The following is an 18500-nucleotide window of genomic DNA, read 5'->3' as shown; positions in this document are numbered from 1 at the left end:
GCAGCGCTCAGAGAGCGCGTTTATTGCGGATGGACCATGGTGGCATCGTCGAGGTCGACCTCGCTGTCGGCGTCGGCCGCGCCCTTGTTGGTGTCGACGGTCGCATAGACGGACATGCCGGCGCGGAGCAGGTTCTGCTTCGCCACCGACTTCGGTACGCGGATGCGGACCGGCACGCGCTGCACGATCTTGGTGAAGTTGCCGGTGGCGTTGTCAGGCGGCAGCAGCGTGAACACCGAGCCCGCACCCGCCGCAATGCTGTCGACGACGCCGGAGAACTTGCGCATCCCATAGGCATCGACCTTGATCGTCACCGGCTGGCCGGGACGGATGCGCTTGAGCTGCGTTTCCTTGAAATTGGCGTCGATATAGACGTCGTCGAGCGGCACGACGTTGCCGAGCCGCTGGCCGACCGCGACGAAGTCGCCGGCGCTGACCAGGCGGTTCGAGAACGTGCCGTTGACCGGCGCACGCACCGCGGTGAAGGCGAGATCGCGCTCGGCCTTGGCGAGCGAGGTCTTGAGCTCGGCAAGCTGCGCCTTCGCTTCGGCCTGCTGCGCCTTGGTGACGTCGACATTGCTGACGGCCACGTCATAGGCGGCCTGCGCGGCCTTGACCGCGGCGGCGCCCTGGTCGCGTCCGGCTTCCGAGCTCTCGAAGGTGGCGCGCGAGGCAAAGCCCTTGCTGCTCAGCGCCTGCTGGCGCTCATAATCGAGGTCCGCGCGCTTGAGGCCCGCCTCGGCCGAGACGAGCTGGGCCTTGGCCTGGGCGACCTGGCTGTCGAGCGCCGCAATCTGGCGGCCGATGCGATCGATGGTGGCCTGCTGGGTCGCGATCCTGGTCGCGGCGGCATCGACCGCGATCTTGTAGTCGCCGTCGTCGATGCGGAAGATGACGTCGCCGGCGCGCACGGTCGTGTTGTCGCCGGCGAGGATCGCGGAGACGTGGCCGGCAACGCGCGCGCCGAGCATGGTGTTGTTGGCGCGGACATAGGCGTCGTCGGTGGCGATGTAGAAGCGCCCGACCAGCGTGTAGTAGCCGGCATAGCTCGCGGCCGCGAGCGCCAGCACCAGACCGACGCCCATCAGGACGAATTTGCGCTTGCCGGATTTCGGCGTGCCGCTGGCAGCGGGCGCGTCTGAGCCAGGTGCGGCCGGCTTGTCGGTCACGGGCTTCTCCGGCGCTTCGCTGCGGCGCTTGGTTTCCTCAGCGACGTGGGAGCGTAGCTGCTCGGCGAGAACAGCGGGCGTCTCGGTCGCGGGTTCACCATTGGCCGGAAGCGTCTCCACCGCGTCCTGGCGAAGGACGCGCGCAGCCTGGTCTCTCGATACGGCCATAAAGGCCTCCCCAAAAAAAGCGCGATCAAGGGCGGCCGCCTGCGGCCCGCTCCTCTCGCCGATCCCAAATATCATTGACCGAACGGTTCGGTCAATATACATAATATCCCGCGTCGGGACCCTACTGGCCCGAATCCTTTATTTGCGTTTCATAGTTCGGCACCTCGTCCAGAAACCTTTCGAGACCCTGAACCAATGGTTGTAGCCGGCCGCGAACATCTGCACGTCGTCCAAGAGGAGGACAGCTCCAAGCGCCGCCAGATCCTGGACGGCGCCCGTAAGGTGTTCATGGATCTCGGTTTCGACGGCGCCAGCATGGGCGAGATCGCGCGCGCGGCGCAGGTCTCCAAGGGCACGCTCTATGTCTACTTCGCCGACAAATGCGCGCTGTTCGAAGCCATCCTCGAGCAGGAAGCGCTCCAGTACGGCCAGGTCGTGTTCAATTTCGATCCCGCGCGCGATGCCGAGACCACCCTGAAGGATTTCGGCCGGGCCTACATCCACCTGCTCTGCCGTCCCGGCGGCGGATCGGCGATCCGCACCGTGATGGCGATCGCCGAACGCATGCCCGATGTCGGCCGCCGCTACTATGCGCGCGTGCTGGACAAGACCATCAACCGTCTCGCCGAATATCTCAAAATCCATGTCGCCTCAGGCGATCTCAGGATCGACGATTGCGACCTTGCCGCCTCGCAGTTCATGGAGCTGAGCAAGGCCTCGCTCTTCCTGCCCTTCGTGTTCCAGGCCGCGCCCCCGCCGTCGGAAGAGCGCATGACCGAGGTGGTCGACAGCGCGACGCGGATGTTCCTGGCGGCGTACCGGGCGAAGTAACGGCAAGCCGGCCGGCGACGCGTTGCGCAGACCGGCCCACGGCGTTATTTTTGGGCCATGTCTCGTGACCTTCGCCCGCCCGTCGATATCCTCCATTATGAGATCGTCCAGGAACAGGCCTCGGCGCTTGGACGAATGGGCCGCACACTCGAACAGGCCCTTGCGCGTTTGCGCGAGTTCGACGCCGCCTGCGAAGCCTCGGGGACGCCGGCCTCGATGCAACCGACCAGGCGCAAGCTGGTGCTGGAAGCCGGCCAGGCGCTCTGGATGCTGGTGGTGCAGCGTGAAGCGACCGGCTTGCGCGACAGCCGCCATATCATGCGCACCTACAACGTCCCGGGCGAGGTGCAGCGGTGCATGGGGCTGGTGCCCGCACCGTCGAAGCCGACCGCGAAATAGTCGTCCAACATTCCGCCGTCGCCGGACGACGCCCATGAGGCAGCGCGGACCCTTACCTCCAGGCGCTCAATCGTCGGCGTACTCGTCCTCTTCCTGCTTGCGCGTCGTGCTCTTGCGCGTGCCGAGCGAGCCGGTGACATAGGGATCGCGCCTGCCCGCGTAGGGGTTGCGCTGCTGCGCGCGCCCGGCGACCTCTTCGCCGGAAACGGCGGCGGGCTGGCAGATCAGCCGGCGGCTGGCGCGGCGCATCAGATCGACGTGGATGTGATCGTAGTGATAGACGTTCGAGCCTGGCGCCAGCACCGTGGTGAAATGCGCGCAGGCGCCCGACTGCACGTCGCGCAGAAAGCCCTGCTCTTCCGGCATGCCGCGCCAGCCGTCCTTCACCGTGACGCGGCGGCCGTCGGCGAGCACGAAGGCTGCGATGTCGAGCGCGTTGCCGAAGGCGTGCTCGGAGATGTGGGCATGCGAGTTGCCGTTCATGCCACGGCAGGAATAGGCGGAGATCTGCTTGATCTCGGCGACGCGCACGCCAAACCAGCGCATGGCCGAGGGCTGTATGGTGTCGGCGAGCCAGCGGTCGAGCTCGGACACGATCGGACAGGCCAGCGTCGCGGTCGGCTTTACCGCGACGGGGCCGACGGCGGTGACGGGATTGCCCTGTGCGGGACCAAGGCGCGGCAGCGGCTGCTGCGCGGGCGCCTGCGAATAAGGTGCGGGACCGGGCTGCCGCGCCGGATAGCTCGGCGCATTCATGTAGCGCGCCGCTCCGGCCGCATCAGTGCCCTCGGGCGGCAGATCGATCTCGTCTTCCTGCGGCGCCACGCCGGGCGCGTTCAGTGACATCGGCCCGGACGAGGCGCCGTAACCGGACGGCTGGCGCACCGCGCTCTCGGGATAGTTCGGCCGTTGCGGATAGGAGGATGCCGGATAGGAAGATGCCGGATAGGCCTGGCCCTGCGGATAATTCGATCGTGGCTGCGACACCGGCCAGCGCGGCTGGCTGCCGATGCTGCCGGGCGGGCGCAGCTCCTCGTCGGCAAAGCCGTAGCTGCTCGAGGACTCGCCGATGGCGGCGACCTTGAGCGGAAACTCCGCGCCGCAGCTGCCGGGCCCGGAGATCGGGTCGATGCGGACGATGTCCGCACTTTCCTTGACCGCGCCGGATTTCAGGCATGCGGCTTCCGCCTCGGCCCGCCACGGTTCACGTTCGGCCTGGAAGAAGCCGCGTCCGCAACCCGCTAGCGAAACAAGGACGATGGAGCCGACGAGATACAAACGAACTCCGCGCGTCATGCACGCAGGTTCGGTGAATTTACTTAAAGACTCTTCAACGTGTTGATTTCAGCCTTCCTTAACCATGCCGGGCGCGGCCGTGCGGTGGCTCCTGGAGACGAGCGACAGCAAGGCTAACTTTTTCGCAAGGAGACTTTCTGTTAACCATGACGGTCGTGTGCGGTGCGCACGACAGCGGGAGCAAGCATCCTTGGGAGCAACGGCATGACGTTCGCCGGGAGACTGAGCGTTATCACCGCGTACCTCGCCATGGCCTTCGTCGGCGCCATCGTGCTCGGCATGATCTAGCAGCCGTCAATCACACCGGACATCCACCCTCCCCTGGAGGGCAAGTCGAATGCAACGCTACGACCGCGCGCTCCGTTGCCGCGATGTCGTGGTCACCTGCTCCTGTGGCTCCTCGACGCGCATCCAGTCGTTGCCGGAGCACCAGAAGCGGCCGAGCGCGCAGGCCTCGACGTAGAGCTTGCCGGGGCTCTTCAGCCTCATCGTCGCATAATAGGTGTTGCCACTGGAGCGGCTGTAAATGCTGCCGGTCCAGACGTCGTGCGACTTCTGCTTCATGTTGACGAGCACGTTCTCGCCCCTGCTCGACGCCTCGGTCAGCGCATAGCCGCATAGCATGGAGCCGCAGCGTTCGATGCGGACCAGACCCTTGGCGCCGTCGCTTTCCCACTGCCCAAGCGGCATGCCGGGCCACTCGTCGTCACTGCGCTGTGCGATCGTAGCCTGATTCATCTCGGGCCTCGGCGCGACGGCTGGCGGCTCCATGCGCGGCGGATCGACGCGCGATAGCTCGACCCGTGGCGGACTGGAGCTCTGTGCCTCGATCCTTGGTGCCTCGAGTTTTTGCGCCGGCGGCGGCACAACGGGCTGCGACGTTGTCGCAGCGAGGACGGGCGGCGCGGCCACAACCGCTTGTGGAGGCCGGGCCGGGGTTGCCGGATAGACCGGCGGCGGTGCCTGGACGACCGGCGACGGGACGGGCGGAACGGGTGTCGTCGCGACATCCTCGGTCGGCCGAAGGCTGCGATTGGAGGAAATCGAGACGCAGGAGGCGGATCGGCAATTCCGGGGCGCCTCGACATGGAACCTCTGGCCGCCAACTGAGAACGAATAGGAACCGGCCTGGGCTGAAGGCGCAATCGCCAGCAGCGCGGTCAATATGCCAAGTGAAGTCGCAAGCCGTGTCATCGGCGCCTCCCTCTCTTTGTGGCGACGAGGTTACGCAGAGGGATCGCGGCTGAATGTGCGTTGGCTCACCCAAGCGTCGCGATCCGCTGTGACGTCCGTCACGGAAGGCGGGACTGGCCCGGCCTAGGGTCGAACCACGCGCCATCCACCAGCGACTTCAGTCCATATCGGGACCACGCAGCTTTTCAGAGGTTGTCATGAACAAGCTCACCATCGCCGCCACCGCACTCTTCCTCGCTTCGACCGCCGCGGCGCATGCCGGCAATTCGATCTCGTTCCAAATCGAGGGCCAGCAAATTCGCATCGAGACGCCGCACAACTGCGCCTCGCTCAGCTGCGTGACCATCGTCGCGCCGGGCCTGTCGGACAAGCCGATCAAGCTGAACAACATCAACCTCAAGGGCCTTGGCTCCAAAGACTCTGGCTCCAAGGACGATGACGTCGACACCACGCCGGCTCCAGCCACCACCGCGCAGCCCGCCCCCGCTCCGGTGCAGCAGCAGGCGCCGGTCCAGGCGATCGCACCGGCCGCGCCTGCGGTCGCCGCCCCCGCAGCTCCCGCCACGACGGTTGCCGCCGCTCCGTCCGTCGGCTTCGACAACACGGTGCAGCCCGCGCCCGCTGCGGCTCCCGTTGCTGCGCCCGCACCGGACCCGGTGGCCGCTGCGCCGGCCGCCAACACGCCGATCGGCGTCTGGGCGACCGAAGAGAACAAGGGCAACGTCCGCGTCGAGCAGTGCGGCGCCAATCTGTGCGGCTACGCCGAGAAGAACAACGAGCGCATCCTGATCAACATGAAGCCCGACGGCGCCAAGTGGAGCGGCCGCATCCACGATCCCGAGTCCGGCAAGGACTACGACTCGACCATCGCGATGAAGAGCCCGAACGCGATGCGCGTGCAGGGCTGCACCTTCGGCGGCATATTCTGCGGCGGCCAGACCTGGAAGCGCGTGAGCTGACGCCAGAGATCTCAACGGCATACACAACTGTTCGTCATGCCCGGGCTTGTCCCGGGCATCCACGTTCTTCGTGCCGCATGGCTAGGCGTGGATGGCCGGGACAAGCCCGGCCATGACGATGTGGAGAGACTGAGCGCAAAACCAGCGCAGCGTGGTTTGAACGTCCCCCCTCCCGTGCGACACATGTTCATCTGCCATTCAGCTGTATCAGGCTGATATCGGCCGATCTCGCCTCGTGTTTCTCACCGGGACTTTTTCGTGACTTTGATGGTGGCTTGGCGCCGCTTCGTGTTCGCGCTTCCGCTGCTGGCCTTGCCGCTGGCCGGCACGAGCATGGCGTTCGCATCCGACGCAATCGAGCTTGCACAGGCCCAGCCGCAGGCACAACCGGCGCCCGCCCCCTCCCCGACGCCATCAGCCTCGCCGACACCGGCCGCGGATTCGCAATCCTCCGCTGTCGAGCCGATCGGCAACGTTGCGACCGTGACGGGGATCGCGACGGTGATCCGCGACAAGAATTCCTATCCGCTGCGCGTGCGCGACGACATCTATCTCAATGACGTCGTGCAGACCTCGTCGAACTCCGCGCTCGGCATCACCTTCAACGATGCGACCACGTTCAACCTCTCGGCCAGCGCGAAGATCACCATCGACAATTACGTCTATGAGGACGGCGGCAAGCAGAATTCGGCGATCTTCGACATCGGCAAGGGCACCGTCGCCTTCGTCGCGGCGGCGGTGGCGAAGACCGGCGACATGAAGATCGCGACGCCGACCGCGACGCTCGGCATCCGCGGCACCACCGGCGTGGTCGACGTGCCCGAAGGCGCCGCGGCCAGTGCGGCGAACAACGTCAACATCAAGCTCTATCCCGACGCCGACGGCCGGGTCGGCCACATCGAGGTCAACGACCGCACCAGCGGCACGCGGCTCGGCGCGCTGACGCAAGCCGCAAGCGGCTTTGCGATCCGCCCGGGCGCTGCCACCGCCGGCGTGATGCGCTTTGCCGCCGTGCCGATCACGATTGCCCCGCAGCAGATCGCGCGCGACCGCGGCTTCGTCAGCCAGGTGCATCTGGCGCAGACCACGGGCCGGCAGATCGTCACCGAGCAGCGCGACTTCCGCCGCGCCAATCCGGCCGCGATCAGCCGCATTCCGCGACCCACCCAGCCGCCGCAGCAGCAGCAATTGCGGCCGACGACGGCGCCGGGCCAGCAGCCGCAGCGGCCGAACGGCCAGCCCGGCCAGAACAACCGTCCGGGTCAGCAGCAGCCGGGCGCGCCAGGCCGGCAAGGCGCTCAGCCGCCGCAGCGGCAGGGCCAGGGACAACAAGGACAGGGCGGCGCCGTGCAGCCGGGCACGCCGCGCGCGGGTCAGCTGCAACAGGGTCAACAGCGACAGGGTCAGCGGCAAGGTGCGGGCCGGCCGGCCGGCGCTCCGCGCGCCGAACCCGGCGCGCAGCCCAGCGGCACGCCGCAAGCCCTGCCGCCGCGCGCTGGCCAGACTCCCGCGCAGCCTGGCGGCGCCGTGCCGCCACAGCCCGGCACGACACCGCAGCCGCAAACACCGCACACCGGATTGCAGCCAGGCCAGCCGCCCGCGGCCCAGCAGCCAGGCGGAATCCAGCGCCAGGGCGGATTCCAGCAGCGTCTGCCGGGCGCGCAACGTCCAGCAGCGCCGCGCAGGCCGGCACCCGCTCCGAAGGAGAAGAAAGAGCGGCGGTAGAACATTGAGCGCGCCACATCGCTGGTGCGCTCCCTCGCCCCGTTCTCTTGTCCGCTGTAGCCCGCCTTCGGGCGAAGGCGGATGCGGGGAGAGGGTTGGGGTGAGGGGCTGCTTCCGCGTACTCGATTTGAATTGTGGATCGAGGACTCAACTCCACGCTTGTCGCGCGAGTCGGATGGACTTCCATTTTGGCAACGGAGTGCCGTGCCCCTCACCCGAATCGCTTGCGCGATCCGACCTCTCCCCGCTGAAGGGCGGGGAGAGGTGAAAACAGCTCACGCCTCGCCGCGCAGCCACGCCCTCACCTTCTGCAACAGGCCGTGACGCAGCTCGTCGACCGAGGCGGCTTCGGCCGGTGTCAGGGTCTGTAAGGCGGCATCGACGTCGTCGCCTGCAAGCGGCGGCGTCGGCTCGGGTGCAGGCGAAGAGGCTAGCCCCGCCGCCGCAATCGCGATCGGGCCGATCTGGATCAGGAAGGCGCGCTCGTATTCGCGCGACAGGCGCGCAACCGCATCCTCCAGCGTCAACCAGTCGACCGCCTTGATGTCGTTCATCAGCTTGCGGACCGGACCGTCTCCGGCTTCCATCCGCCAGAAGTGCACGACCTTGGAGCGCCCGCCGGACTGGTAGGCGAGCGTGCCCAGGAATTCGTGGATGGCGACCTCATGGCCGGTCTCCTCCAGCACCTCGCGGTGCGCGGCCTGCTTCGGCGTCTCGCCGTCATCGAGCTTGCCCTTGGGCAAGACCCATTCGTTGCGCTTGCGCTGGCGCACGACCGCGATCAGCGGCACAGCTCCACGCCGCAGCACAATCCCACCCGCCGCCATCACCGGCGCCCGCGCCATCACCCACGTCCCGTATCTTCGTCCCCGCAGACGATATAGGCGGCGGGGACGGCGGATTGAAGGCTACTTTCTTCCCAGCAGCGCTTGACCGGCGCGAATGCGCGTGCCTTCGGCGATGCCGTCGCAAAACGTGAAATCGCCGGGCGCGAGGATGATGATGGTCGAGCCGTGCTCGAACCAGCCGAGCTCCTCGCCCTTGCTCACGTTGACGTCGCAGGGGAAGTTGACCGGGCCCTTCGTCTGCGCGTTCAGCACCATGTCGAGAAAGTGCAGGCGGATGCTCGCGACCAGGATCGCCGCGACAGGCACCAGCGTCACCGCCTCGCCGGTCGAAAGATGCGTGCGGATCACCGCGCGCTCGTTCTTGCAGAACAGGCGTTCCACCCGCTTCAGCGCGATCGGGTTGACGTTCCAGACGTCGCCATGGATCAGCGTGACGCGCTCGATGTGGCCGTCATAGGGCGCGTGGAAGCGGTGATACATGCTCGAGGTCAGCCGCAGCGTGACGAAGCTTCCGTTGCGGTGCTGGTCGACCAGCGCGGAATCGCCGACGAGGTCGAGCAGCGAATAGGGTGCGCCCTTGACCTGGAACAGCTCGGTGTCGGCGATCCGGCCATGGGCGCCGACGATGCCGTCCGAGGGGCTGGCGACAATGGACGGATCGGGATCAAAGGGACGCAGGCCGGGCTTGAGCTCCCGGGTGAAGCAGTCGTGCAGGCTCCTGAAATGCGTCTTCCGCGCCTCCGACAGGTCGAGGTCGGAGAACAGCTTCCAGAGCGCGATGGAGAAGTCCCGCACCAGCGGATTCTCGATCTTGGAGAACCAGCCCATGAAGCGGGTCAGCGCCGCGCGGGGGATGCGGTTGGTCAACAGGAAGTTGAGGTCTTCCTGCTGGGTGAAAGAGGCGATGAGGGCTTTGACTGTCATGAATCTGTCAGCTCGCAGTATTAGCGCTTGTTGTCATGGAAACGACACTCCCGATTCTCTCGATGTCCGCGGCCGCCGCAGCGTCTGCTGCCGCCGTCCTCCCGAAGCTCAAGGCGCGGATCGAACTGTCCCGCGCCAAACATCGCTCGCTCGCCGGGCACTCCAAGATGTCGCGGCGGGTGGCAAAGCTGCTCCCGTTCTACGAGTTCGAGGGCGACAAATATTTCGGCTGCGACGGCGCGCCTGACAACGTGGTGAAGCAGCGCAAGGACGCCTTCTTCCGCCTCGCAAAACTCTACGCCGAGCACTACCCCAGGGGTCGCGCGATGACCAAGGAAGCGGCGGAGAGAATCTCCGACCTGCACTTCACCGAGACCTACCGCGTACCGTTCCAGTTCTCGCGTCTCGTCCGCGAGCACCTGGGCACCTCGACCTTCATGGAATCGTCCCGCGGCGTCACCGTCACGGATGTCGACGGCAACACGTCCTACGACCTCACGGGGTCCTACGGCGTCAACATCTTCGGCAACGACTTCTATAAGGAGTGCATCGAGGGCTCGGAGAAGCGGGCGCATGCACTCGGCCCCGTGCTCGGCCCCTACCATCCCGTCATCCTCGAAAACGTGCAGCGGCTCTGCCAGATCTCGGGCCTCGACGAAGTCTCGTTCCACATGTCCGGCACCGAAGCCGTGATGCAGGCGGTGCGGCTGGCGCGCTACCACACCAGACGCACGCATCTCGTCCGTTTCGCCGGCGCCTATCACGGCTGGTGGGGCGACGTGCAGCCCGGCGTCGGCAATCCGATTCCCGCGCATGAGACCTACACCCTCGCCGAGATGTCGGAGAAGACGCTGCACGTGCTGCGCACGCGCAAGGACATCGCCTGCGTGCTGGTCAATCCGCTGCAGGGTCTGCATCCGAACGGTAACGCGCCCGGCGATTCCTCGCTGGTCGATTCCTCTCGCGGCGGCAATTTCGACCGCGCGGCCTACACCGAATGGCTGAAGCAGCTGCGCGAAGTCTGCGACCAACGCGGCATCGTGCTGATCTTCGACGAGGTCTTCGTCGGCTTCCGTCTCGCCGCCGGCGGCGCCCAGGAATATTTCGGCGTCAAGGCCGACATGGTGACCTACGGCAAGAGCCTCGCCGGTGGCCTGCCGGTCGGCGTGGTCTGCGGCAAGAAAGATCTGATGCGCCGCTTCCGCGACGACCGGCCCGCCGACATTTGTTTTGCCCGCGGCACCTTCAACTCGCATCCCTACGTCATGACGGCGATGGACGAGTTCCTGAGCCGCCTCGCCAGCCCGAACTTCCGCGCCATCTATGACGGGCTGGACGCCACCTGGAACGGCCGCGCGCAGAAGCTCAACCAGATGATGACGGACGCCGGCCTGCCGGTGCGCTTCGCCAACTTCTCGTCGATCTGGACGGTGAAATACACCACCCCGTCCCGCTACAACTGGATGCTGCAATATTACCTGCGCGCCGAGGGCCTGGCGCTGAGCTGGGTCGGCACCGGACGGCTGATCTTCAGCCTCAACTACACCGACGCCGACTTCAGCGAAGTCGCCGACCGGTTCGTCCGCGCCGCGGAGAAGATGAAGGCCGACGGCTTCTGGTGGCACGACGGCGTGCTCACCAACAAGACCATCAAGCGGCAGATTTTGAAAGAGATGCTCGCCAAGCGCTTCGGGCGCTGAGGCTGGCTCTTCCAACGCCGTCATGGCCGGACACAGCCGTCCGAAGGACGGCGTCGCTTCCGCTCGCCTATGCCCGGCCATCCACGCGTCTCTGCCCAACGGCTCCAAGACGTGGATGCCCGGGACAAGCCCGGGCATGACGCAAGCAATAGACATTCGTGGTCTGGGCAACGGCCGGATCAGGCGTGCTGCTCCTCGAGCACGGGCTCGTCGATGAAGCCCAGCGTGTGCTCGGGGTTGAGGTGCAGGCCGGGGTCCATCAGCTCGCCGCGCATCAGGGCGAGCGGCGCGCTGCGATAGAGCATCAGGTCATGGAAAGGATCGGTCAGGATCTTGGTCATCCAGACGAGGCCGGTCTCGACGTCGCGGATGAAGAACAGGTGCACGGTGCGGAACAGAAGACCGCCGCCGCCGACCACGAGCCATATCTTGGCGACCTGCCGCATGAAGTCGGTCGCGCTCGCCCAGGGCGTGAACAGGCCGAACAGCGTGGGATCGACGAACAGCACCAGCGGCGAGGCCGCCCAGATCGCCATCAGCACCACCTTGCGCTGCAAATTGTAGCCGACCTTGATCTCTTCCTTGTACTCGTGCGTCGCCTGGTTGATGTGGTCGTAAGTGTGCGGCTCGAAGAAGAAGTGGCCGGCCTGGCGCGAGGTCATCGAGACCAGCCAGCCGACCAGCGCGGAGATCACGGGGTCGACGAACAGCCAGACATAGGCGAAGAGGAAGCTCAGCGCGCTGACGAAGTGCAGGCTCTGATTGATGCGGCTGTGGTGATAGTAGCGATGGTCGTCCCAGCGCTGGATCCGCAGCTGCTCGAGATAATTCTTGATCATGCTCTCCCCCAAAATGCTTTCGGGTACGGGATTACAGGGATTCGATGTACGCCGTGTGACATCATCATTTTGTCATGTGACGATGTGCAGCGGCGCGATGACGCAACGCGAAGTCGCAGCTCAAGTTGCCTTGCTCAAGCTGCCTCGTTCACGCTGCCTTGGCGATGTCGACCTTGCGGAAGCGCACCAGCGAGAAATGGCCGAGCGGCGGAATCAGGCGGCGCTCGGCGAGCTCGATGCCGCTGGCACCCGCCAGCCACTTCGCATAGCGCGACCACGCGAACTCGGCGGTGCGGAAGCCGAGCGGACGCACCACCGGCTGCAGCTTCTGCTCGATGAAGCGGCGCACGCCGGTGTCGGCGCTGACGCGGGTGAGGATGATCAGCTCGCCGCCGGGACGGAGCACGCGGGCGAACTCGTCGAGCGCCACTTCCGGATTCGGCACGGCGGTGACGACATATTGCGCCATCACGACGTCGAAGGAATTGTCGGGGAATTCGAGCTTCTCGGCGTCCATCACCGCGAGGCCCTCGACGTTCTTCAGCTTGCCCTCGGTGACGCGCTGGCGCGCCTTGTCGAGCATGGCTTCCGAAATGTCGGTGCCGAAGATGCGCAGATGCGGCGCGTAGAGCGGCAGCGAGATGCCGGTGCCGACGCCGACTTCGAGCACGCGGCCGCCGATCTTGTTGGTGGCCGCGATCGCCGCCTGCCGGCCCTTGGCGAACACGCCGCCGAACACGAGATCGTAGACCGGCGCCCAGCGGTCGTAAGCCTGCTCGACCGTGCCGCGGGTGAGATCGAGCTGCTGGGTGCCGTCAAGGTTCATGATCTTAGCCATCGATGAGGTTCTCGCTGTGGGTCAAAGGGTGGATCACCCACGCACCGGCCGCCGCGCCATGCGAGGCGAGGCGCGCAGGACGCGGCTGGGCTGAAGTGAGGTGAGGTTTCCGACGAACTGGCGCGCGCTGTTCTCCCAGGAACGCTCCAGCGCGAAATTGCGGCAGGTCTCGCGCGACATGGCGAGCGCGCGCAGACACGCGGCGCGCAGATCGTGATCGATCGCGCCGATCGGATGATCGGCGATGACGTCCTTCGGACCCGTCACCGGGAACGCCGCCACCGGCGTGCCGCAGGCGAGCGCCTCCAGCTGCACCACACCAAAAGTGTCGGTGAGGCTCGGAAAGACGAACACGTCGGCGGCGGCGAGATGCGCGGTGAGATCGGCGCCCTTCTTCTCGCCGAGGAACACGGCATCGGGATATTTCCTTTCGAGCGCGGCCTTCTGCGGGCCGTCGCCGACGACGACCTTGGTGCCGGGCAGGTCGAGCGAGAGGAACGCCTCGAGATTCTTCTCCACGGCGACGCGTCCCATCGTCATGAAGATCGGGCCCGGCAGGTCGAGCCTCGCCGGAGAGTCGGGATGAAACAGCTCGGTGTTGACGCCGCGGGTCCAGAAGCCGAGCCGCTTGAAGCCACGCTCGGACAGCTCCTGCCGCAGCGACGGCGTCGCCACCATGGTCATGGCGGCGGCATCGTGGAAGTGGCGCAGCACGGCATAGCCGACGGCATCAGGGATGCCGGTCCGCACCGAGACATATTCGGGAAAGCGCGTGGTGTAGGAGGTGGTGAAGGCGAGGCGGTTGCGGCGGCAATAGGCCCGGGCGGCCCAGCCGATCGGCCCTTCGGTCGCGATGTGCAGCGCGTCCGGCGCGGCCTGCTCGATCCGCCGCGCGATCTCTTTGCGGCTCGGCAGCGCAATGCGCAGGCCCGGATAGGTCGGCAGCGGCCACGACGGGAAACCGTCCGGCGTGAGGAAGTCGATCTCGACATCGAGGGCCTTGGCCGCGCCCGCCAGCGAGGTCAGCGTCCGGACCACACCGTTGACCTGCGGATGCCAGGCGTCAGTCGCGATTAATACCCGCATGGGAAAATCCCGAGAGTTTGATGATTCTCGGCTTTCGACCATCAACCATGGATATTTCAGGCGTGTGACGTCACAGAAGTGTCCGCCGGCTGTTTTGTAGGGTACCGGACACGGGCAGCCACGAAACTGTCATGAAACAATCCTTGCCGCCATGAAACCGTTTTCGGTTTTCCGCGCAAACGTCCCGAAACTTATTGCCGTTAGTGATTTGCGCAACAGAGCACCGCAATGGTGCCGCGGTGGACAAAGACACCGAGCAAACAGGGGCGATCACATGTTCAATCTGGACACCTTCAAGACGTACTCGCGCGCCGTTGCTTTGAGCGCAGTGGCTGTCACCGCGATCGCATTCGCAGGCCCCGCCAAGGCCGCGCCGGTGCAGCTCTTCCCCTTCTTCCAGCCGCTGCCGCCGATGGCCGCGCCGCAGCCGTTCCAACCCTATCAGCCCTATCAGGCGCCGAGCTACCAGACCGAGCCGTCCGAGGATCAGGACGCGGTCGAGATGCCGGCCCGCTTCCGCCGCCAGACCGTCGCCTACGCGACGCGCGAAGCACCGGGCACCGTCATCATCGATACGCCCAACACCTATCTCTACTACGTGCTGGGTAACGGCCAGGCCGTTCGCTACGGCATCGGCGTCGGCCGCGACGGCTTCACCTGGTCCGGCGTCCAGTCGGTGACCAGGAAGGCCGAGTGGCCGGCCTGGACTCCGCCGCCGGAGATGATCGCCCGCCAGCCCTATCTGCCGCGCCACATGGCCGGCGGCCCCGGCAACCCGCTGGGTGCCCGCGCCATGTATCTGGGCGGCACCATCTACCGCATCCACGGCACCAACGCCCCCGAGACCATCGGCAAGCGCGTCTCATCCGGCTGCATCCGCCTGACCAATGACGACGTCACCGACCTCTACTCCCGCGTCAACGTCGGCACCAAGGTGATCGTGCTGCCGATGACGGAACGCCGCGCGGACCTCGGCGCCGCGACGCGCTAAAGCGACAGGACATTGTGACGCAAACGGCCCCGGAACCCTCCGGGGCCGTTTTCGTTGGCCCTCGGCATCCCGATGCGCGCGCGTGTTGCGGCGCGGTCCCCGATGGAGGCGCAGATGCAATCCCGCCTGCCAACGTCGCCGAGCAGATGGTTGCGCGCGATCACCGGCGCCGCCGCATTGACGCTGCTCCCGTCCGTGCCCTCCTCGCTCGCCCAGCAGCCGGCGAGCGACGAGGCAGCCCAGCAGGCCTTCAACAATTCCTGCCGCACCTGCCACTCGGTGAAGGAGGGCGACAATCGCCTCGGCCCCAATCTCAGCAAGATCGTGGGACGGAAGGCAGGCTCGCTGCCCGACTACAACTACTCTTCATCGATGAAGGAAGCCGGCTTCATCTGGGACGAGGACAAGCTCGCCCGCTTCATGGTCAAGCCGGATGAAGTCGTCTCCGGCAACAAGATGCAGCCCTATGGCGGGATTTCGGCGGAGGAAGCGGGCAAGATCGTTGCTTATCTGAAGGTGGCGGGCGGGCAATAGTAGCGTCGGCGCCGCGTGTGAGGCTTGCATGCGAAATCGCAGCGCATCCTTCGAGACGCCCGCTTACGGCGGGCTCCTCAGGATGAGGGCGGAGTACGCGGCAGCTAGTGCTCACGCAGCTATTGCACCGAGGCACGAATGCCAGTTAGCCTCATCCTGAGGAGACCGCGAAGCGGTCGTCTCGAAGGACGAGGCGTTCACGATGAACGAGGGAGCGTACCTCTACATTCTCAAATGCGCCGATGGCAGCTATTACATCGGCACGACACGGACCGAGCTTGAGCTCAGGATCGCACAGCACAACGCCGGTACGTTCAGCGGCTACACAAAGTCGCGCCGGCCGGTGACGCTGGTCTTCTCTCAATGGTTCGACGGGATCACTGATGCGATCGAATGCGAACGCAAGCTTAAGAAGTGGAGTCGCGCCAAGAAGGAGGCCTTCATGCGCGGCGATTTTGCCGAGCTGCATGAACTGGCAAAGCGCGGCGCGCATCATCCTTCGAGACGCCCGCCTGTGGCGGGCTCCTCAGGATGAGGGCTGGATGCGCGGCATCCATGGGGAGAGGTCAGGCAAAATTCTCGCGCCCCGTCGGACCGACAATGCACGACGCTTGCACCACATGACAAATGCCAGTTAGCCTCATCCTGAGGAGCGCCGCCTTGCGGCGCGTCTCGAAGGACGAGGCGAGCACGATGACAGAGGACGCACGACCAGACATGACATCCGGTCCGCGAGCGTCTATCGCAGAAATCAGACGGCTCACACCCGCCGACGCGGCGGTCTTCCGTGCGATCAGGCTGGAAGCGCTCGCGAACCATCCAGAGGCTTTTACCAGCACGCTCGAACGCGAGCAGGACAAGCCCCTCGCCTGGTTCGAGGAGCGCCTCGCGATATCGGACGTGTTCGGCGCGTTCATCGCGGGCGAGCTCGTGGGCACCGCCGGCTTTCGCCGGGAGGACGGCGCGAAGACCGCGCACAAGGGCGTTCTCTGGGGCATGTATGTGCGGCCGCAGGCGCGGAAATCCGGTGTGGGGCGGCTCCTCGTCGACGCGGTCACAGCGCACGCCGCCGAGCGCGTCGAGCAGCTTCATCTCGTCGTCGTCAGCGAGAACCACGCCGCGTTGCATCTCTATGTGGCCGCAGGATTCGTCGAATACGGCCGCGGGGTGAAGGCGCTGAAATGGGGCGGCCGATATTACGATGAGACCCTGATGGCACGGGTCGTCGGCGGGAACGACCGGATGACCGAGGCGGTCGAGGCAAACGCGCCGGGCTCGGGGGACAGCTGAGCAATCACATTCACTGGACCGGGTCCCGCGCCGCCCCAATTCCACCCCATCCCTGCGCTCTAGCGCGGCTCTCGCCTGCCCTGTAGACTCCTGCCCCGGGGCGGCCTGGGGGATTGATGCGACTCACGTTGAATTTCAAGACGATCGTGATCGCCGTGGCTGTGCTCGCGGCGTCGTTCTTCATCAGCCTGAAGGCGATGGACTGGCTGTCACCGCGCGCGCCGAATTCGGCGCCCCCGGTCGCGCAGCTGCCGCCGCTCCCGCCGGCCTCGAAGAGCTCGATCGTGGTGGCGCCGGTCGCCATCGCGGTGTCGGCGATCCGCGAGCAGGCCGAGAAGGCCGCGCCGCGCAATTTCGCCGGCAAGGCCGACAACCCGATCTCGCAGATCCTGGAGAATGCCGACATCGGCTGGACCGCGGTGCGCGGGCCGATGGCGGCGAGCGGCGACAAGGACGTTCTGACGATCTCGACGCCGCTCACCGGCAAGCTCAACGTGACGGGCTCGCTGTCGTCCAAAGCCACCGGCGCGCTCGGCGACGCGCTCAGCGGCGTGCTCGGCGGTGACGCCGCCAAACGGATCGGCGCGGTCAACATCAAGAATCTGAACGCCAGCGCCGAGATCAGGGGCAACGTCGTCGTCACCTCGCGGCCGAAGCTCGCGGCGAACTGGCATCTCGAGCCCAATCTCGGCGCCCAGGTCAATCTCGGCGACACCAACCTCAACGTCGCCGGCGCCAAGGTCAACGTGCCGGCGCAGGTCAAGCCGCTGATCGACAAGAACGTCGCCGAGCAGATCAACGTCGTCTCCGAGCGCATCCGCAACGATCCCTCGCTGCGCGAGAACGCGAAGCTGCAATGGGCCAAGGCCTGCCGCTCGCTTCCGCTGCAAGGCTCGGGCTCGTCCGCCGCGCTGCCGCCGCTCTGGCTCGAGATGAAGCCGACCCGCGCCATCGCGGCGCAGCCGCGCGTCGACGCACAGAACGTGACGCTGCTGCTCGGCCTCGAGCTCGAGACGCGCGTGACCTCGACGCCGTCCAAGCCGGACTGTCCGTTCCCCGAAAAAATCTCGATCGTGCCGCCGACCGGCACCGGCGTGAACATCGGCGTGCCGATCGACGTGCCGTTCACCGAGATCAACAAGCTGATCGCGGCGCAGATGGTCGGCCACACCTATCCCGAGGACGGCTCCGGCCCGGTCGACGTCACCGTGAAGAGCGTGAACGTGGTTCCGTCGGGCGACCGCCTGCTGATCTCGCTTCTGGTGCGCGCGAAGGAAAAGAAGAGCTGGCTCGGCCTCGGCGCCGAGGCGACCGTCCACATCTGGGGCCGGCCGATGCTCGACCAGGCACAGCAGACGCTGCGGCTCGCCGACATCCAGCTCGCGGTGGAATCCGAGGCCGCGTTCGGCCTGCTCGGCGCGGCGGCGCGCGCGGTCGTGCCGCAGATGCAGCAGGCGCTGGTGCAGAAGGCGACGCTCGACCTGAAGCCGATCGCCGCCAACGCCCGCGAGAAGATCGCAGCTGCGATCGCCGACTACCAGAAGAGCGAGGACGGCCTCAAGGTCGACGCGAAGATCGACAGCCTGATGCTCGCCGACATCGCCTTCGATTCCAAGACGCTGCGCATCGTCGCCGAAGCCGGCGGCTCGCTGAATGTGTACGTGACGAAGCTGTCGGGAATGTAGCGCGCTCCCGCTTGCCGGGCCCGC

18 protein-coding genes are annotated in these 18500 nt (G+C 66.2%); 10 read left to right on the top strand and 8 right to left on the bottom strand.

Annotation, left to right across the window (positions count from 1 at the left end; genetic code table 11):
- Positions 1 to 20 precede the first annotated feature (20 nt).
- Positions 21 to 1337 (bottom strand): HlyD family secretion protein, encoded by a 1317-nt coding sequence (locus tag AC1RUR_RS02465; protein WP_492840974.1) that lies wholly within the window; start codon positions 1335 to 1337, stop codon positions 21 to 23.
- A gap of 195 nt (positions 1338 to 1532) precedes the next feature.
- Here AC1RUR_RS02465 and AC1RUR_RS02460 point away from each other — a divergent pair, with 195 nt between their 5' ends.
- Together AC1RUR_RS02460 and AC1RUR_RS02455 are read left to right on the top strand one after the other, a co-directional pair.
- The gene (locus AC1RUR_RS02460) at positions 1533 to 2168 is read left to right on the top strand and encodes a TetR/AcrR family transcriptional regulator (protein ID WP_492840972.1); all 636 of its coding nucleotides are present in this window, start codon (positions 1533 to 1535) and stop codon (positions 2166 to 2168) included.
- A 57-nt stretch (positions 2169 to 2225) separates the two neighbouring features.
- Positions 2226 to 2567, top strand: coding sequence for a DUF6665 family protein (locus tag AC1RUR_RS02455; RefSeq protein ID WP_492840970.1), 342 nt, complete (start codon positions 2226 to 2228; stop codon positions 2565 to 2567).
- 66 nt (positions 2568 to 2633) lie between these two features.
- Here the strand turns inward: AC1RUR_RS02455 and AC1RUR_RS02450 are convergent, their stop codons facing one another.
- The gene (locus AC1RUR_RS02450; RefSeq protein ID WP_492840968.1) at positions 2634 to 3863 is read right to left on the bottom strand and encodes an extensin-like domain-containing protein; all 1230 of its coding nucleotides are present in this window, start codon (positions 3861 to 3863) and stop codon (positions 2634 to 2636) included.
- A gap of 345 nt (positions 3864 to 4208) precedes the next feature.
- Entirely contained in the window at positions 4209 to 5057 is an 849-nt protein-coding gene (locus tag AC1RUR_RS02445) for a DUF2147 domain-containing protein (RefSeq protein ID WP_492840966.1), read from the bottom strand.
- Positions 5058 to 5254: 197 nt separating this feature from the next.
- Here AC1RUR_RS02445 and AC1RUR_RS02440 point away from each other — a divergent pair, with 197 nt between their 5' ends.
- Both AC1RUR_RS02440 and AC1RUR_RS02435 read left to right on the top strand, forming a co-directional pair.
- Positions 5255 to 6016 (top strand): DUF2147 domain-containing protein, encoded by a 762-nt coding sequence (locus AC1RUR_RS02440; RefSeq protein ID WP_492840964.1) that lies wholly within the window; start codon positions 5255 to 5257, stop codon positions 6014 to 6016.
- A gap of 267 nt (positions 6017 to 6283) precedes the next feature.
- A complete protein-coding gene (locus AC1RUR_RS02435) occupies positions 6284 to 7741 on the top strand; it encodes a FecR domain-containing protein (protein WP_492841576.1) in 1458 nt (485 codons plus the stop codon).
- Positions 7742 to 8016: 275 nt separating this feature from the next.
- Here the strand turns inward: AC1RUR_RS02435 and AC1RUR_RS02430 are convergent, their stop codons facing one another.
- A complete protein-coding gene (locus AC1RUR_RS02430) occupies positions 8017 to 8586 on the bottom strand; it encodes an NUDIX hydrolase (protein ID WP_492840962.1) in 570 nt (189 codons plus the stop codon).
- 63 nt (positions 8587 to 8649) lie between these two features.
- Complete coding sequence (asd, locus tag AC1RUR_RS02425; RefSeq protein ID WP_492840960.1) at positions 8650 to 9513, bottom strand: archaetidylserine decarboxylase; 864 nt, start codon at positions 9511 to 9513, stop codon at positions 8650 to 8652.
- 35 nt (positions 9514 to 9548) lie between these two features.
- On the opposite strand from asd, the gene AC1RUR_RS02420 reads away from it, so the two are divergent.
- Positions 9549 to 11213 (top strand): aminotransferase class III-fold pyridoxal phosphate-dependent enzyme, encoded by a 1665-nt coding sequence (locus tag AC1RUR_RS02420; protein WP_492840958.1) that lies wholly within the window; start codon positions 9549 to 9551, stop codon positions 11211 to 11213.
- A gap of 179 nt (positions 11214 to 11392) precedes the next feature.
- On the opposite strand, the gene AC1RUR_RS02415 is transcribed toward AC1RUR_RS02420, so the two are convergent.
- From AC1RUR_RS02415 to AC1RUR_RS02405, 3 genes are all read right to left on the bottom strand, one after another.
- Entirely contained in the window at positions 11393 to 12052 is a 660-nt protein-coding gene (locus AC1RUR_RS02415) for a hypothetical protein (protein ID WP_492840956.1), read from the bottom strand.
- A 148-nt stretch (positions 12053 to 12200) separates the two neighbouring features.
- Positions 12201 to 12890 carry a class I SAM-dependent methyltransferase gene (locus AC1RUR_RS02410; protein WP_492840954.1) on the bottom strand — a complete coding sequence of 230 codons (690 nt, stop codon included), beginning with the start codon at positions 12888 to 12890 and terminating at the stop codon, positions 12201 to 12203.
- 33 nt (positions 12891 to 12923) lie between these two features.
- Positions 12924 to 13976, bottom strand: a complete 1053-nt coding sequence (locus AC1RUR_RS02405) for a glycosyltransferase family 4 protein (protein WP_492840951.1) — start codon at positions 13974 to 13976, stop codon at positions 12924 to 12926.
- Between the two features lie 274 nt (positions 13977 to 14250).
- Here AC1RUR_RS02405 and AC1RUR_RS02400 point away from each other — a divergent pair, with 274 nt between their 5' ends.
- The 5 genes from AC1RUR_RS02400 (at position 14251) to AC1RUR_RS02380 (ending at position 18476) form a co-directional block, all read left to right on the top strand.
- The gene (locus AC1RUR_RS02400) at positions 14251 to 14967 is read left to right on the top strand and encodes a L,D-transpeptidase (protein ID WP_492840949.1); all 717 of its coding nucleotides are present in this window, start codon (positions 14251 to 14253) and stop codon (positions 14965 to 14967) included.
- Between the two features lie 114 nt (positions 14968 to 15081).
- Positions 15082 to 15501: a c-type cytochrome gene (locus AC1RUR_RS02395; RefSeq protein ID WP_492840947.1), complete on the top strand. Its 420-nt coding sequence runs from the start codon at positions 15082 to 15084 to the stop codon at positions 15499 to 15501.
- Positions 15502 to 15703: 202 nt separating this feature from the next.
- A complete protein-coding gene (locus AC1RUR_RS02390; RefSeq protein ID WP_492840945.1) occupies positions 15704 to 16036 on the top strand; it encodes a GIY-YIG nuclease family protein in 333 nt (110 codons plus the stop codon).
- Between the two features lie 125 nt (positions 16037 to 16161).
- Positions 16162 to 16791, top strand: coding sequence for a GNAT family N-acetyltransferase (locus AC1RUR_RS02385; RefSeq protein WP_492840943.1), 630 nt, complete (start codon positions 16162 to 16164; stop codon positions 16789 to 16791).
- 116 nt (positions 16792 to 16907) lie between these two features.
- Positions 16908 to 18476 (top strand): DUF4403 family protein, encoded by a 1569-nt coding sequence (locus AC1RUR_RS02380; RefSeq protein WP_492840942.1) that lies wholly within the window; start codon positions 16908 to 16910, stop codon positions 18474 to 18476.
- The last annotated feature ends 24 nt before the right edge of the window (positions 18477 to 18500 follow it).

The sequence above is a fragment of the Bradyrhizobium sp. GW821-FHT12B03 genome, assembly GCF_058807535.1.
Note: the sequence above shows the minus strand (reverse complement) of the source record. Positions and strands in the feature narration are given on the sequence as shown.